This is a genomic window from Bosea sp. (in: a-proteobacteria), from assembly GCA_023910605.1.
GTDB lineage: Bacteria > Pseudomonadota > Alphaproteobacteria > Rhizobiales > Beijerinckiaceae > Allobosea.
Window position 1 is genome coordinate 2,183,114 of the sequence record JAAVVV010000001.1, and the last position, 15,321, is coordinate 2,198,434.

The 15,321-nt window shown below is 65.4% G+C and carries 14 protein-coding genes; 7 read left to right on the plus strand and 7 right to left on the minus strand.

Annotated elements, in window-relative coordinates; translation table 11 throughout:
• Nucleotides 1-34 precede the first annotated feature (34 nt).
• The 5 genes from HEQ16_10540 (at nucleotide 35) to HEQ16_10560 (ending at nucleotide 3,528) form a co-directional block, all read left to right on the plus strand.
• Nucleotides 35-733, plus strand: coding sequence for a hypothetical protein (locus tag HEQ16_10540; protein MCO4054468.1), 699 nt, complete (start codon nucleotides 35-37; stop codon nucleotides 731-733).
• 102 nt (nucleotides 734-835) lie between these two features.
• A complete protein-coding gene (locus HEQ16_10545) occupies nucleotides 836-1,279 on the plus strand; it encodes a hypothetical protein (protein MCO4054469.1) in 444 nt (147 codons plus the stop codon).
• A gap of 59 nt (nucleotides 1,280-1,338) precedes the next feature.
• Complete coding sequence (locus tag HEQ16_10550; protein ID MCO4054470.1) at nucleotides 1,339-1,998, plus strand: ribonuclease T2; 660 nt, start codon at nucleotides 1,339-1,341, stop codon at nucleotides 1,996-1,998.
• 33 nt (nucleotides 1,999-2,031) lie between these two features.
• On the plus strand, nucleotides 2,032-2,874 hold the full coding sequence (locus HEQ16_10555; protein ID MCO4054471.1) for a 23S rRNA (adenine(2030)-N(6))-methyltransferase RlmJ: 843 nt from the start codon (nucleotides 2,032-2,034) through the stop codon (nucleotides 2,872-2,874).
• Between the two features lie 48 nt (nucleotides 2,875-2,922).
• Nucleotides 2,923-3,528 carry a glutathione S-transferase family protein gene (locus HEQ16_10560; GenBank protein ID MCO4054472.1) on the plus strand — a complete coding sequence of 202 codons (606 nt, stop codon included), beginning with the start codon at nucleotides 2,923-2,925 and terminating at the stop codon, nucleotides 3,526-3,528.
• A gap of 71 nt (nucleotides 3,529-3,599) precedes the next feature.
• Here the strand turns inward: HEQ16_10560 and HEQ16_10565 are convergent, their stop codons facing one another.
• The 3 genes from HEQ16_10565 to purU all read right to left on the minus strand — a co-directional run bounded on the left by HEQ16_10565 (nucleotide 3,600) and on the right by purU (nucleotide 6,247).
• Entirely contained in the window at nucleotides 3,600-4,388 is a 789-nt protein-coding gene (locus HEQ16_10565) for a porin family protein (protein ID MCO4054473.1), read from the minus strand.
• Nucleotides 4,389-4,582: 194 nt separating this feature from the next.
• Nucleotides 4,583-5,167 carry a porin family protein gene (locus HEQ16_10570; protein MCO4054474.1) on the minus strand — a complete coding sequence of 195 codons (585 nt, stop codon included), beginning with the start codon at nucleotides 5,165-5,167 and terminating at the stop codon, nucleotides 4,583-4,585.
• A gap of 216 nt (nucleotides 5,168-5,383) precedes the next feature.
• Entirely contained in the window at nucleotides 5,384-6,247 is an 864-nt protein-coding gene (gene purU, locus HEQ16_10575) for a formyltetrahydrofolate deformylase (GenBank protein ID MCO4054475.1), read from the minus strand.
• 244 nt (nucleotides 6,248-6,491) lie between these two features.
• Here purU and HEQ16_10580 point away from each other — a divergent pair, with 244 nt between their 5' ends.
• Nucleotides 6,492-7,514: a DUF2336 domain-containing protein gene (locus HEQ16_10580; protein ID MCO4054476.1), complete on the plus strand. Its 1,023-nt coding sequence runs from the start codon at nucleotides 6,492-6,494 to the stop codon at nucleotides 7,512-7,514.
• Here the strand turns inward: HEQ16_10580 and HEQ16_10585 are convergent, their stop codons facing one another.
• From HEQ16_10585 to HEQ16_10600, 4 genes are all read right to left on the minus strand, one after another.
• Entirely contained in the window at nucleotides 7,515-8,933 is a 1,419-nt protein-coding gene (locus tag HEQ16_10585) for an amidohydrolase (GenBank protein MCO4054477.1), read from the minus strand.
• Between the two features lie 118 nt (nucleotides 8,934-9,051).
• Nucleotides 9,052-9,720 (minus strand): hypothetical protein, encoded by a 669-nt coding sequence (locus tag HEQ16_10590; protein ID MCO4054478.1) that lies wholly within the window; start codon nucleotides 9,718-9,720, stop codon nucleotides 9,052-9,054.
• Between the two features lie 75 nt (nucleotides 9,721-9,795).
• Nucleotides 9,796-12,612, minus strand: coding sequence for a phosphoenolpyruvate carboxylase (ppc, locus tag HEQ16_10595; protein ID MCO4054479.1), 2,817 nt, complete (start codon nucleotides 12,610-12,612; stop codon nucleotides 9,796-9,798).
• A gap of 20 nt (nucleotides 12,613-12,632) precedes the next feature.
• Complete coding sequence (locus HEQ16_10600; GenBank protein MCO4054480.1) at nucleotides 12,633-13,541, minus strand: LysR family transcriptional regulator; 909 nt, start codon at nucleotides 13,539-13,541, stop codon at nucleotides 12,633-12,635.
• A 160-nt stretch (nucleotides 13,542-13,701) separates the two neighbouring features.
• Between HEQ16_10600 and HEQ16_10605 the strand changes: the two genes are divergently transcribed.
• Nucleotides 13,702-15,321 (plus strand): NADH-quinone oxidoreductase subunit L, encoded by a 1,620-nt coding sequence (locus HEQ16_10605; protein MCO4054481.1) that lies wholly within the window; start codon nucleotides 13,702-13,704, stop codon nucleotides 15,319-15,321.

Genomic DNA, 15,321 nt, shown 5'->3' on the forward strand with positions numbered 1-15,321 from the left:
GTCTTTGCCATCTGCCATGGGGAGCGGTGCAAGTATGGCCTCACGGCTCTTTTGGTCTGCAACTGCCGCGTTTGGCGCCCTCGTCCTTGCGGCTGCGCCCGCTTGCGCCATGCAGTTCTCGCTGTCCCGACTGCCTGACGGCGCCTGCACGGCCGATTGCCCGGAGGTGATCGTCGCATCCGGCGAGATCGAACTGGACTCGGATGATCGCTTCTTCCGCTTCGTGAAGTCCGATGTGATGGGCCGCAAGGTCACCAGCGTGGTGCTGATGACCTCGCCGGGCGGCAATCTTGTGGGCTCGCTCAAGCTCGGCATCGTCATGCGCCAGCTCGGCTTTTCGATCATGGTCGGGCAGGTGCGCGGCGATGCCTTCATCACGGGCCGCTGCTATTCGGCCTGCGCCTATGCCCTGGCCGGAGGGCGTCGCCGCATCGTGCCGGAAGGCAGCGAGGTCGGGGTGCACAAGGCCTGGACCTTGCCGCCCGCTGGGCCGTCCCGGACGGGCGAGGACGGAGCACCCGGCTCGGTCGCTGCCCGCATTGCGGTGGAGGGTTATTCGCCCGTGCTCGAGCGCTATCTCGGGATGATGGGCGTTTCGCGACGCCTCGTCGCTCTCGCTGACGCCACGCCCAGCACCAGCATCCGCGTGCTCAGCCGCTCCGAACTGGCGCGCCTGCGGGTGATCACGCCCGATCGTCCGGCGCCGCGCCGCGCGGGCCGGGAGCGCGGCTGAAGCCTTTCGTGCCGGGACCATCGTGCCGGACCCGGCGCGCCAACATGCTTGACCGGCGCGGGCCTTCTCCGCATGCTCAAAGCGCGCAGGAGAGAGAGAATCATGAGCGTTAAGAGGCTTGTATCGGCACTCGTCTTGCTGACGTGCGCGCTCGCGGCGCCGGCTGCAGCGCTCACCCCGGCCGAGAACCGCGCCGCCGGCTACGCCGCCATGCGCCTGCCCGGCTGCGCCTCTCCGGAAGTGCTGGAGCAGGTGAGCGCATGGTTCCATTCGCGCGAGGCGACCTACTGGAATTCCGGCCTGCAGATCGGCGGTTACGACAGGGTTCGCGAGCGTGGCCTGCGTCCATGGGGCGCCAACTTCGTGCCGCGCCGCTTCTGCTCGGCCCGAGCCCACATGAATGATGGCAAGCTCCGTTACGTCAACTACTTCGTGCGCGAGAGCATCGGCCCGTTCGGCAACAGCTGGGAAGTCATCTGGTGCGCCGCCGGCCTTGATCGGCACCGCACCTACGCGCCCAATTGTGAGCAGGCGACGCCATGGTGAATCCGCCGGGGCGGGCTTCACCCCTCGTCGCGTTGGCTGCCGGCATCTTGCAAGCCGCGATGGTCATGATGGTCACGCTCGGTGCGGGGCCTGGCCTGCCGGTTTCGGGCGCGCTCGCGCAGGATCGTGTGGTCCGGGGCGGGCCTGCCGGCGAGTTTGATTTCTACGTGCTGGCGCTGTCCTGGTCCCCTGGGTTCTGCGCGCTGGAAGGCGACCAGAAGAACCGCGATCAGTGCCGCTCCGGTTCGGGCCTCGGCTTCGTCGTTCACGGGCTATGGCCACAGAATGAGCGCGGCTATCCGGTGGAGTGCGGCCCGGCCGGCCGCACGCCTTCGCGTCAGGCGATGGATGTCGCGCGCAATGTCTTTCCCGAGGAGGGGCTTGCCCGGCATCAATGGCGCAAGCACGGCGTCTGCTCCGGCTCAAGCCCGACCGACTACTTCAATGACGTCAGGCGCGCGCGCGAGGCGGTGGTGATCCCGCCGCCCTTCGCAAAGGTGGAAGCCGTGCAGAACTGGAATCCGCTCGATCTGGAGCGCGCCTTCGCGGCCGCCAATCCCGGCCTCAGGCCCGACATGATGGCCGTGTCCTGCCGCCGCGGCGAACTGCAGGAGGTCCGCATATGCCTGACGCGGGATCTGCGTTCCTTCCGCACCTGCGGCGAGGTCGATAGCGGCGGCTGCCGCATCCAGGCCATGAGCGTGCAGCCTGTCCGCTGACCGCAAGGCGTCGAGCCGCAAGGAGGGCCGTTCTTGAACTATCGCCACGCCTTCCATGCTGGCAATTTCGCGGATGTGCTCAAGCATGTCGTGCTGGCGCGGGTGATCGCCTATCTGCACATCAAACCTGCGCCCATCCGCGTCATGGAGACCCATGCCGGCGCGGGACTTTATGATCTGTCTGGTGCCGCGGCGGCGCGGACCGGCGAGTGGCGCGAGGGCGTCGGACGGATGGAGACGCCCTTTTCCGCCGAAGTCGAGACGATCCTCGCCCCCTGGCGCGCCGCGCTGGCATCCCTTCGCGCTGGTCACGGCGCGGCGAGCTATCCCGGATCGCCCCTGTTCTGCCAGGAATTGCTGCGCTCCGACGACCGCTACATCGGCGCCGAACTCCATGGCGAGACGAGCTGGCAGTTGCGCAATGCCCTCGGCAAGGACCGGCGCTTCAAGGTTCTGCTGATGGATGGCTGGCACGCGCTGCGCGCCAATGTCCCGCCAGTGGAGCGGCGTGGCATCGTGCTCATCGATCCGGCCTTCGAGGCCGCCGATGAGTGGGAGCGGATGCAAGGCGAACTGCTCGCCGCGCACCGCAAATGGCCCACAGGCTGCTATCTCGTCTGGTATCCCTTGAAGAACCCGCGCCAGGCGGACGATCTGGCACGCGCGGTTCTGGAAGCAGGCGTCCATAGCGCGATCCGCATGGACATCCTGGTCGATGACCTCGCCGGCGCCGACCGCCTCGCCGGCTGCGGCCTCATCGCGATCAACCCACCCTGGACCCTGATGGGGGAGGCAGAGCGCCTCCTGCCGGCTCTGGCCGGGCGTCTTGCCCGATCGGCGCGGGCGGGTTACCGCTGCGAGCGCCTCGCCGGCTGACGGCCGCAAGCCGGGGCGCTCCCCGCAACCCCTCGCCAGGGATACTCCATGCTCACGCTTCGCTCCGCACCAGCCTCACCCTATGGCCGGAAGGTCAAGATCTGCGCCGCTCTGCTCGGGCTGTCCGACCAGATGAGAATCGTCGAGGCAGACACCACCAATCCGGAGGATACGCTGCGCAAGGAGAACCCGCTCGGCAAGATCCCGGTGCTGATCCTTGAGGACGGCGCCACGGTCTACGACTCGCGCGTGATCGTCGATTATCTCGACCATATGGCGGGCGGCGGGAAGATGGTCCCGCGCGGGGCAAGGCGCTTTGACGTGCTGCGCCTCCAGGCCCTGACGGATGGGCTCTGCGACGCAGCCCTCATGCAGGTCTATGAGAGCCGCTGGCGCAGCGAGGACAAGCGCGATGCGAAGTGGCTGGAGCATCAGGCCGGCAAGATCGAGCGGGCGCTCGCCGCGCTGGAAGCAGCGCCACCGAAGCTGACCAGGCAACTCCATGTCGGCCATGTCATGACTGCCTGCGCGCTCGGCTATCTCGACCTGCGCTTCGCCGGCGCCTGGCGCAAGAAACACCCGAAGCTTCGCAAGTGGCTGGCCAAATTCGAGGAACGCGTGCCGGCCTTCGAGGCGACCCGTGTCAAGGGCTGAGGGACCGCGCCACAAACAAAAAACGGCGGCGCTCAAGGGCGCCGCCGTTGCCGTCAGATCGCCGGAAGCGATCAGAACTTGTAGTTCACGCCGCCGCGGACGATCGACCCGTTGTTCTGGAACCGGGCCTGATAGGCCACGCCCGGGAACGCGGCTGCCGTCGCAGCATTGACCGGGCCGGCGGTGACGCTCTGGCGGCCGAGATCGTAATAGAGATACTCGACTTTCGCTGTCCAGTTGTTGGTCAAGGCATATTCGACGCCGCCACCGATCGTGTAGCCGAAGCGGGTGTTGTCGGAGGAGCCGGCCCACAGGCCTGCGGGCAGGGGCGCCACGGTCGTGACGACAGCCGTGTTCTGGGGGTTGCCGTAGGCCAGACCACCCGTGACATAGATCATCAGGCGATCCATGGGCACATAGCCGAGGCGGGCGCGGACAGTGCCGAGATATTCAAGGCCGCTGCCGGCGCCGGTGGCGACCGGGCCGTTCGTGAAGACGGTGGCGCGCTTCCCGTCGACATACTGAAGGTCGGCTTCGACACCGGCCACGACTGCGCCGAACTGGTAGTTGTAGCCGATCTGACCGCCGCCGATGAAACCGTCCTTGCCGGTTGCCAGCGAGCCCGGAACCAGCGGGCCAAGCGCGACGAAAGCCGGCGTGCCGGTGGTCGTCGCCTTGTTGTCATGGAAGTGGTAGCCCGCGTTCACACCGGCATAAAAGCCGGTCCAGGAGAACATCGTGCTGTACATGACAGGCGCCGGGACGGGTCCGGTGCGGGCAGGCAGATCGGCCGCGCCCGCAACGCCAGCGCCCATCAGGCCAATGAGGGCGGCGGCGCCGCCGAGCAGGTAGTTTTTCATGTGACACTCCGTTGGGTGTGAGGGAAGAGCCGGTCTCACGCGCCAGCTGATTTCATCCCGACTGTATATAAGGGATGATGGCCATTGGCGCTGTGATATCGAGGTAACATAATGAACAGGGAATATGACGTAAATTCGTTGAAATAAGGCATAAATATGAAGTTCAATTAATAGTCATTCATATTTTAGTTATTTCAGAATTTATAACTGAGTCCGCCACGAAATGAATTGTTGATTGGACGAACATTTTCTGGTCCGCCGATTTTTCCAAAGGAAGATTTCGAATAATTATACCTCATGAATTCTCCCCTGACGGCTACATTTTCTGTCAGCATCAGTTCCGCCCCCGCGCCGAGCACTGTTCCACCCCTCGTGCGGGAAACCGATCCGGCGGCGTTCTTGTAGCTCTGGTTGGTCACTGCAATGCCGCCAGTCCCGAAGACCATGACGCGATCGAAGGCATAGCCCACCCGTCCGCGCATCGAGCCGTTGGTTCCCTGGCGGAATTTGCCTGCGAGGCCGGTGTGCCCGTTTGTGGTGATTCCCGCATCCGCCTCGACCCCGAGCACGACCTTGTCGAACTGGCCGTTTACGCCCAGATGCGCGCCGGCCAGGAAGCCGTTGGTGTTGGTCGAGCCTGCCGCGCCAACCGAGCCACCGAGATGGCCACCGAGATACACGCCCTGCCAGTTGGTCTGGCGCGAGGATGTCTCAGCCCATGCCGGCGCGGCAAACGCGCCCGCTGCGACGGCGAGGGCGATCATGATACGCACGGACATGCTGCACTCCACCATGGTTATCGAAGTGCAGTATAAGCCTGTTCAATCAAGTGGGAAGGTTATAGAAAATATTAACGATGATTATGATGTCCAATCCATTAACGTTTCCTGCGTTCGTCGCGCCTCGACAGGCGCTCCACTCAGGATGATGACGGGCAGGGCGATCGAGGCCCTGCGGACAGGAACTGCGGGCGCTCCGGCGCGGCGCCGTGCCTGTCAGCTTGCGAACACAACTGTCTTTTTGCGGTTGAGGATGATGCGGCTCTCGAGGTGGTAGCTGACGGCGCGCGCCAGAACCCGCCGCTCGATGTCGCGGCCGCGCCGCACGAGATCTTCAGGATCGTCCCGGTGGCTGATGCGCTCCACATCTTGCTCGATGATCGGCCCCTCATCGAGGTCGGATGTCACGTAATGCGCCGTGGCTCCGATCAGCTTCACGCCGCGTTCATGCGCCTGGTGGTACGGCTTGGCGCCCTTGAATCCCGGCAGGAAGGAATGGTGGATGTTGATGCATTTTCCTGAGAGCTTTGCGGCCAGCCCATCGGACAGGACCTGCATGTAGCGGGCGAGCACGACGAGTTCTGTCCCTGTCTCCTTCACCAATTGCCAGAGTTGCTGCTCCTGCTCGAGCTTCGTGGCTTTGGTCACGGGGCAATGAAAGAACGGCGCACCGCCGAAATCGAGGTGAGCGTAGGTCTCGCGCGGATGATTCGAGACGATTCCCGTTACGTCCATGGCGAGTTCGCCGATTCGCCAGCGATATAGCAGATCCGCAAGGCAATGATCGAACTTCGACACCCAGAGCATGACCTTGCGGCGGGTCGAGCGGGGCGTGATCGACCACGTCATCGCGAACGATTCAGCCAGAGTGTGGAATTCCGCCGCAGGATCGTCCGAGGCGCTTTCATGCGCCTGATCGAAGACCACGCGCATGAAGAACTCTCCCGTAAGCCCATCATCGAACTGCTGCGCGTCGAGGATGTTGTAGCCCCTCTCGAAGAGATGGGTCGACACGCGCGCCACGATGCCGGGTTGATCAGGGCAGGCGAGAAGCAGCACATAAGACTCAGGCAAAGCGATGTTCCATGTTGACGGGCGTTCTCTTTCATCAAAGCGGCAGAAGCGGAGCCTTGGCAAGTCGACTATACGGCATGAGTTTAGCCTGGGAAGCCACCGCGAAATCACCGGGAAAGTGCGGTATGAAGCCAGAAATAGTATAAACTTCAGGTTTCAAATAGAAAAACAAAAGTCTATCAATCGATTTAATTATAAATCAAGACGATCGTCCGATGACCGCATCACATAGATTCTGGTGGGGCTTTCGATGCTGATTTCGCTATCCCGCTTCCCGTCGGGCATGACGTCAGAGAATCTTCATGCTCTGCTCAATATCGTAACCGATCTGTTCCTTCTAGATGAAGACCCATCGGAAGGGGGCAGGGCATTTTACGGCGAGATTGCGATCCAGGCCCTGACTGCGCTCGATGCGGAGAGCCGCAAGGAGTATGCCGAGCAGGTTGCGGCGGCCCCCACGCTGCCCCATGCCGTCGCCATGAAGCTCGCCCACGACCAGGAAGCCGATGTAGCCGGGATTGTGCTCAAGCTTTCGCCGGTTCTGACCGACATCGACCTTGCCGCCATCGCCGTCAGCCAGAGCCATGGCCACCTCGCCGCCATAGCCGAGCGCGGCCGACTGTCCTGCAGCGTGACCGACATTCTTGTCGGGTGCGGCGACCAGACCGTTCTGCGCATCGTCAGCGGCAACGAGGGCGCGACCTTCTCCGACGCAAGCTTTGACCGGCTGCTCGAGCGTGGCAAGGATGACCAGGCTGTCGGAGAGGCGCTGTCAATGCGATCCGACCTTGTTCCGGCGCGCGCCGCGCGCGTTCTGCAGATTGTCGAGCGGTTCGGCGACGGGCAGCGGCCCGATGCGCCATCCGAACATGTCGCCAACCTCGCAGGGCAGGTTCGACAGCAGCCCCCTGAGGTCAAGATCATGATCGCAGACATCATGGCCAGGACGCGCGAGGTCGACGATGTCGTGGTTATGCTGGCGGAGGATGATCGGGCCTGTCATCTGGCGCAGGTCATCGGCACGGTTTCCTCGCTGAACGTGGACCACGTGCTGCGGGTGATGATGCATCGCGATCCCGCCGGCATCGCGATGGTGTGCCGGTCGCTCAACATGCGCCAGTTCGCCTTCCGCTCGATCCTGGCCCTGCGCCATCGTCGCCTTGCGCCCGTGGAGCAGGACATCGAGGAGATCATGCTCGATTATGCGCAGCTTGACACGCCCACGGCTGAACGCGCCCTGCGCTTCCTGAAGCTCAAGACCTCCGTCGTCTGATCACCCCAGCGACATGGTGAGCGGCGGCTCGACGCCCTCCGGGATCGGGCAGGCATAGGGCGTCGTGGCGGTTCGAGCGGCAAGGTCCGCCTTGGCTGCGGCCACCAGCCCAGGATCGGTGAGGGCCCTTGCGCCGAGCGTGGCCATGGCTTTTGCGACCTGCGCCATCGCCTTGTGCGCGGCGGGAGACTTGCCCTGCGCCACCACCTGCCAGGTGTGGAACGCCGTGCCGATCGCAACGGTCGGGGCATGGGCCTGTACCGTCGGGACGACCCAGCTCACATCGCCGATGTCGGTTGACCCGATCATCGGCTTGCGCGGCGTGATCGGCGGCACGGTGAAGTTGGCCAGCGGCGCGCGATTATCCTTCATCCCGATCGCTGTCCACGCTGCGGCGATGTCCTGCGGCGACAGCGTGGCGCGGATCGCTTCGGCGAAGCGCTTGTCCTCGTCGTCGAAATGCGGCGGGCCGAGTTCTTCCATGATGCCCTGGAGCGCGGCTTCCAGAGGCTCGTTGCCGACCATGTTCGAGACCGCGCTGATGATGCGCATCTCGACCTTGGTTTCTGTCATGAGCGCAGCGCCTTGCGCGATCTTGTGGACGCGCCCCACAAGCTCGAGCATGCCAGGCAGGTCGATGGCCCGGATCGAGTAACGCACGCGGGCATGGGCCTGCACGACATTGGGGGCGATGCCGCCCGTGTCGAGCAGTGCGTAGTGCACGCGCGCGTCGCTGGGCATGTGCTCGCGCATGTAGTTCACGCCAACGCTCATCAGCTCAACCGCATCGAGCGCGCTGCGGCCCAGATGTGGATAGGCGGCGGCATGGGCGGCGCGGCCTGTGAAGATGAAGTCGGCGCGCGTGTTCGCCAGCGAAAGCGGCGGCGTCACCTCCCAGAAGCTGTGCGGATGCCAGGAAATGGCGATGTCAGCATCGTTGAAGGCGCCGGCGCGGACCATGAAGGCCTTGGCCGCGCCGCCTTCCTCGGCCGGGCAGCCATAATATCGCACACGGCCCGGCGTGCCGGTTGCTTCCAGCCAGTTCTTCAGCGCGGCGGCCGCCAGAAGCGCTGCCGAGCCCAGCAGGTTGTGGCCGCAGCCATGGCCATGGCCATTGGGCTCGATCGGGCGATGCTCCGCCACGCCGGCCTCTTGCGAGAGGCCCGGCAGCGCATCGTACTCGCCCATGATCGCGATGACGGGTCCACCCTCGCCAGCCTCGCCGACCACTGCCGTGGGGATGCCTGCCACACGTTCGGTGACCCGGAAGCCCTGCGCCTTCAGCTCCGCCGTATGCTCTGCGCAGGACCGCGCCTCGGTGTAGCAGACCTCGGGCATGCCCCAGACCCGGTCCGACAGCTCCACGAAGCGCGGCCTGAGTGTGTCGACTTCACGCCAGAGCGTATTGCGGTTGTCCATGGAGACCTCATGAGGACAAGATTCAGCAGGCACCCATAAGGGCTCCATACGCCTCCCTGTCCAGCACGAAGCGATACGCCCAGCGCATGGGCTTCATGCAGCAGCGCCCGAGGCGCACTCAGCCACGTGCGCCAAGCCAGATCACATGGCGCGCGCCGCCGCCGCGGTGGGCATGGACCCGGACTTCCTCCACGCGGAAGCCGGCGCGCGCCATGCGCTGTCCGAAGTCACGGTCGGGTGCGGCCGACCACACGGCCAGTCGCCCGCCGGGCCGCAGCGCCTGCCATGCCGCAGCAAGCCCGGCAGGCCCATAAAGCGCATCGTTCGCAGCGGCCGTCAGGCCATCAGGGCCATTGTCGACATCGAGTAGGATGGCGTCCCAGGCGCCGCGCCCGGCCCTGATGATCGCAGCCACGTCGCTCTCCACCAGGTCGACGCGCCCGTCGTCGAGGCTGCCGGCGAACAGGCCGGCCAGCGGACCCCGCGCCCAGGCGCAGACCTGGGGCACGAGTTCCGCAACCGTGATGCGCGCCTGAGGTCCGAAGGCGGCGAGGGCGGCTCGCAAGGTGAAGCCGAAGCCGAGCCCACCGATCAGGACGCTCGGCTGCGGCCTGCTCGCCAGCCGGGCGGCTGCCAGCCTCGCCAGCGCTTCCTCCGAATGGCTGAGGCGGCTGTTCATCAGCTCGTTGCCGCCAAGCATGATGGAAAACTCCGCGCCCCTGCGCTTCAGGCGCATCTCGCCCCCGCCCGGTATCGCGGCGACATCAAGCGTGATCCATGGCTGCACGGCTTTGTCTCCGGGAGCGAGCTTCGCCCTGCATCAAGGCAGGCACGCGCGCCCGCATCTGGTCAAGGGCAAGGCTCAGCCGCTGTTGCGCAGGCCTGCGGCGATGCCGTTGATCGTGAGCTGGAGACCTTGCAGGACGGCGTCGTCGCTGCCATCCGCGCGATGCTTCTTGAGCAACTCGACCTGCACATGGTTGAGCGGATCGAGATAGGGGAAGCGGTTGCGGATCGAGCGCTCCAGCAGCGGATTGCCCTGGAGCAGCCGCTCATGCCGCGTCACCGCCAGAAGCGCGTCGATCGACTGCTCCCATTCGGCCGTGATGCGGGCGAAGATGGCGTCACGCAGCGCCTTGTCAGGCACCAGCTCGCTGTAGCGCGATGCGATGGCGATGGAGCTCTTGGCCAGCACCATGTCCATGTTGGACAGAAGCGTGCGGAAGAAGGGCCATTCGCGATACATGGCGCGCAGCGTCTCGATTCTGTCGGCATGCGTTGCGCCATAGGCCTTCACCGCAGCGCCGAAGCCGAACCAGCCCGGCAGCATCAGCCGGCATTGCGCCCAGGAGAACACCCAGGGAATGGCGCGCAGATCCTCGATGCGCCGGGTTTTCGTGCGCGAGGCCGGGCGGCTGCCGATGTTCAGCGTGGCGATCTCGGTGATGACGGTCGAAGCCCAGAAATAATCCTCGAAGCCCGGCGTCTCGTAGACGAGCCCGCGATAGGCCTTGAAGGCGGCGGCCGAGAGCTCTTCCATGGCATCGAGGAATTCGGGACGGGGCGCGCTGTCCTTGCTGGTGAGCAGCGACGCCTCGAAGGTCGCCGCCGCCAGCAATTCGAGGTTGCGGTGCCCGACCTCAGCATTGGAATACTTGCTGGAGATGATCTCGCCCTGCTCGGTGATGCGGATGTCGCCCTGCACCGCGCCGCCCGGCTGGGCGAGGATGGCGTCATAGCTCGGCCCGCCGCCGCGCCCGACCGAGCCGCCGCGACCATGAAAGAGGCGCAGCTTGACCTTGTGCCGCGCGAACACCTCGATCAGCCCGATCTCGGCCTTGTAGATCTCCCAGCCGGAAGTGACGAAGCCGCCATCCTTGTTGCTGTCCGAATAGCCCAGCATCACCTCCTGCACGCCACCGAGCCCCTCCACGATCCGGCGATAGGCCGGCATGGAGAGCAGCCGATCCATGATAGCCGCCGACTGGCGCAGATCCTCGATGGTTTCGAACAGCGGCACGATGTTGATGGCGCGTGCGCCATCGGGCGAGACGATTCCCGCCTCCTTGAGCAGCACGGCGAGTTCCAGCAGGTCCGAGACGCTGGCCGTCTTGGAGATGATGGCCGTGTCGATGGTGGCGGGCCCATAGTGCGTGCGCCCGGCGGCGGCAGCCCGCATCACGGCTAATTCGGACGTGGTTTCGGCGCCATAGGCCGCGAAGGGCGACACCAGCGGGCGGGGATTGACAAGCTCGGCCAGGAGCAGGTCCACGCGGGCGTCCTCGTCGAGCGCGCGATAATCCGAGCCTGGCTGCGCGGTGGCGAGAAGCTCGGCGATCGTGCGCTCATGCACGTCCGAATTCTGGCGCATGTCGAGCGTGGCGAGGTGAAAGCCGAAGCAGCGAACGGCGCGCCGCAACGTCCCCAGCCGCCCATCGCCCAGCGCACCGGCCTGGCCTTGCGCCAGCGAGGCGTCGATGATGTCGAGGTCGGCCAGAAAGCCTTGTGCGTTTTCGTAAGCTTCAGCCTGCCCGGCCGGCGGCGGGTTGGGCGGCTCCTGCCCGAGGCGCCGTGCTGTCGCGGCCAGGCGCGCATAGATGCCCGAAATGGCCAGCCTGTAAGGCTCCGCACGGCGATGAACCGAATGGTCGGGCGACGATTCCGCCAATGCCTGCAGCGCAGGGGAGACGGACACCAGCGCGCTGCTGATCGACAGCTCCGCGCCGAGCTTGTGCAACTGCTCGGCGTAGAACCGCATCGCCACGCTGCATTGCAGTCGCAGCGTTTCCACCATCACCTCGGCGGTGACGAAGGGGTTTCCGTCCCGGTCGCCGCCGATCCATGAGCCGATATGGAAGAATGTCGGCACATCGGGCCGCCCGCCACCGGGCCGGCGCGCCATAAGGGCCGTCTCGACCGTGCGGTAGATCTGCGGCAGGCGGCGCAGGAAGGTGTAATCATAATAGGAAAGCCCGTTGGTGACCTCGTCAATCACTGTCAGGCGTGTGCGCCGGAGCAGGCTGGTCTGCCAGAGCGTCAGCACGGCGCGCCTTAGCTTGGCTTCGTTCTCGGCCAGTTCCTCAGGCGTCAGGCGCATGCGCTCGCGGTCGTCGAGCAGGCCCGCGATCGCGAGCTCACGGGTCAGCGTGCTCTTGCGCCGCACTTCGGTCGGGTGCGCGGTGAGGACAGGCGCGATCCGGGCTTCCGCAAAAAAAGCCGCCATGCGCTCGGCGCTCACCCCGGCCGCATCCGCGCGTCTGAGGGCGAGCGCAAGCGTGCCGTCGGCCGGCTCCTCGCCGGCATGGGCCTGCGCCCGCGAGCGGCGAATGTGGTGCTGATCCTCTGCGATGTTGGCGAGATGAGAGAAATAGCTGAAGGCCCGTACGATGGGAACTGTCTGACCCGGGCCGAGGCTGTCGAGCGTCGATTCAAGCGCAGCCCGCGCCGGCAGGTCATTGTCGCGATGGAAGCTGATCGAGGTCGTGCGGATGCGCTCGACCAGATCGAAGATCCCGGCGCCTTCCTGTGCATTGACGGTGTCGCCAAGGATGCGGCCGAGAAGCCGGATGTCATCGCGCAGCGGCGCGTCGCGGTCGGTATCGGCAGGGGGCTGGGGCAGGCGATGATGCGGCACGAGGCGAAAGTCCTGTTGGTTGCCTGGAACCTCTGCAAGACTCATGCCCTGCCGCGAGGTCCATCTCATGAAGCGGCGCAGTCTTGCTCGCCGCTGGCGGGATCGCCCATGTCCAGCAACCGCAGCAGCGGATTGGGAAAACGTCGCCTTCTGGTGATCGCATAGAACGATTCCCGGATCTGCGGCAGGCGGCAGCGCTCGACCAGAAGGCCCGATTTCAGCTCGTCGATCACTACGACTGGCGGCACCAGCGTCACGCCATGGCTCTCCCGCGCTATCAGGCGCAGCATGGCCATGTCGTCCACCTCCGCGAGAATGATGGGCTTGACCCCAGCATCATCGAGCAGCGCGTCGAAGGCGGTGCGGATCGTGCTGCCGCGACCTGGCAGCACAATGGGCACATGCGCCAGATCGTACGGAAAGGCGAGGGGGCCGGCGCCGTCCTCCGGATGGCCGACGAGGCTGACAGGCTGGTCCCCGATCAGGGTGTTCTGCCACTCCGAAGCGGCGTCTACCGTCGCCGGCTGGTTGGCCAGCACCAGATCGAGCGCATGTGTCTCCAGATGCGCCAGAAGATCGGCCACCGCGCCTGATTCCAGCACCAGCTCGACATCGGGCCGCGCGATCAGAGGGCGCAGCAGGCCCAGCTGGAAGTTGCGCGAGAGGGTGGCGGCGGCGCCGATGCGCAGCACCGGACGGCTCGCGCCGCCAAGGCCCTTGAGCGTGCTCATCAGATCCTCGCCGGACTGGAAGACCCGGTTGGCGTAATCGAGCGCGATGCGCCCTGCCTCCGTGAGCTGGAGGCTGCGCCCGCGCCGCTCGAACAGGGCCTGCCCAAGCTGATCCTCGAGCGCCTTGAGCTGAACCGAGAGGGCGGAAGGCGAGATGTTCAGCCGCTGCGCCGCGCGCGTGATGCCGCCGTCGAGCGCGATCGCCCGGAAATAGCGCAGGTGGTGAAAGTTCAGGAAGGCCATGTCCAGCCGCGCTCGCTCTCCGGCCCAGCCGATCGGACCGCCAGGCTGACCATTATGTCAAACAGAACGATACGTTTCAATCTTTGAATTTTTCAGAAGTATCGGCAGCGCGTAGAGGCATGGGCGATCACCGCACGGAACTTCGCCAAAGGGCTTCGCCATGATGTCATTCGCTCCGCTTCTCATCCTGCTGGGACCACTGGCGCTGGTCGCCGCGACGGCCGGCTCCTCCGCCATCGTCAATGCAGATGCGGGGGACATGGCGCGCCGAAGCCTCCTTGCGGCGTTTGTGGCTCTGGGGGCGGCGATCGTGGGCGCTGTCTGCGTGATCTGGGCGGGGCCGCTGGCGACGCCCACCATCGGCGTTTTCGGCGCTGGCCTGGGCGTGCATCTCGACGCGCTCTCGGCGGTGATGTTCGTCCTCGTGGCTTTCCTGGGTGTGGTCGTTCTGCGCTACAGCCGGAACTACATGGATGGCGATGCCAGGCAGGGCGATTTCCTGAAATGGCTTTCAGTCACGCTGGCGGCGGTGCTGGTGCTCATCGTCTCGGGCAATCTCGCGCAGTTCCTCGCCGCGTGGATCGCGACCAGCCTGGGCCTTGGCAAGCTCCTGCTGTTCTATCCCGAGCGGCAGGCGGCGCAGCTCGCGGCGCGCAAGGAGTTCCTCGCCAGCCGGCTGGGCGATCTGTGCCTGGTCGGCGTCGTGGTCCTGTGCCTCGCCGCATTCGGAACGCTGGAATTCGGCAAGATATTCGACACTGCACGGACCATGGCCGCCGAGGGCCGGTCTTCGGGCCTGATCACGGTCGCGGCGCTGCTCATCGTCATCGCCGCGCTGCTCAAGTCTGCTCAGTTGCCTTTCCACGGCTGGCTGACGGAGGTGATGGAAACCCCCACGCCCGTCTCCGCGCTGCTTCATGCCGGCATCATCAATGCGGGCGGCTTTCTCGTGCTGCGCATGTCGGATCTGCTCGTGCTTGGCGCCGGCGCGCTGCCGCTTCTGGCCATTGTCGGGGGCGCGACGGCGCTCTTTGCCTCAGTCGTCATGCTGACGCAGACTTCGGTGAAGGTGTCGCTGGCCTGGTCCACCATCGCGCAGATGGGTTTCATGCTGCTGCAATGCGGGCTTGGGGCGTTTTCGGCCGCGCTGCTGCACATCGTGGCGCATTCGCTGTACAAGGCGCATGCCTTCCTCTCGTCGGGCAGCGTCATCGATCTCGCCCGCTCCTCCTGGAGCCCCAGCCCGGGCGGGCAGCCGCATCCGGCACGGATCGTCATCGCGCTGCTGGCTGTATTCGCGGTGACGCTTGGTGTCGGCGCGCTGTTTGGCGCGACGCTGGATCAGAAGCCCGGCGCATTCACGCTGGCAGCCATCCTTCTGATGGGCCTGACACATCTCATCGCCAACGCCATCGACGAACGGCCCAACAGCTTCGTCGTGCTGCGCGTCGCCGCGCTCGCGCTGGGCGTCGCCGTCGCCTACTTCGCTTTGCAGGCTGTGGCCGAGTGGCTGATGGCGGGAACGCTGCCGCCCACCATGCCGGCCTCCGGGGCGCTTGATCTCGCGCTTGCAGGCCTGGTGATCCTCTCCTTCTCGGCGGTCACGATCTTCCAGAGCGTGATGGCGCTCCGTGCAGGCTCGCCGGCCTGGCTCGCGCTGCACACGCACCTCGCCAATGGGCTTTATCTCAACACGATGGCCAATCGCCTCGTTCTGCAGCTGTGGCCTCCCGCCGCTGCGCCCGCCTCGTCATCCGCCACCGTCAACACCAAGGCCTGA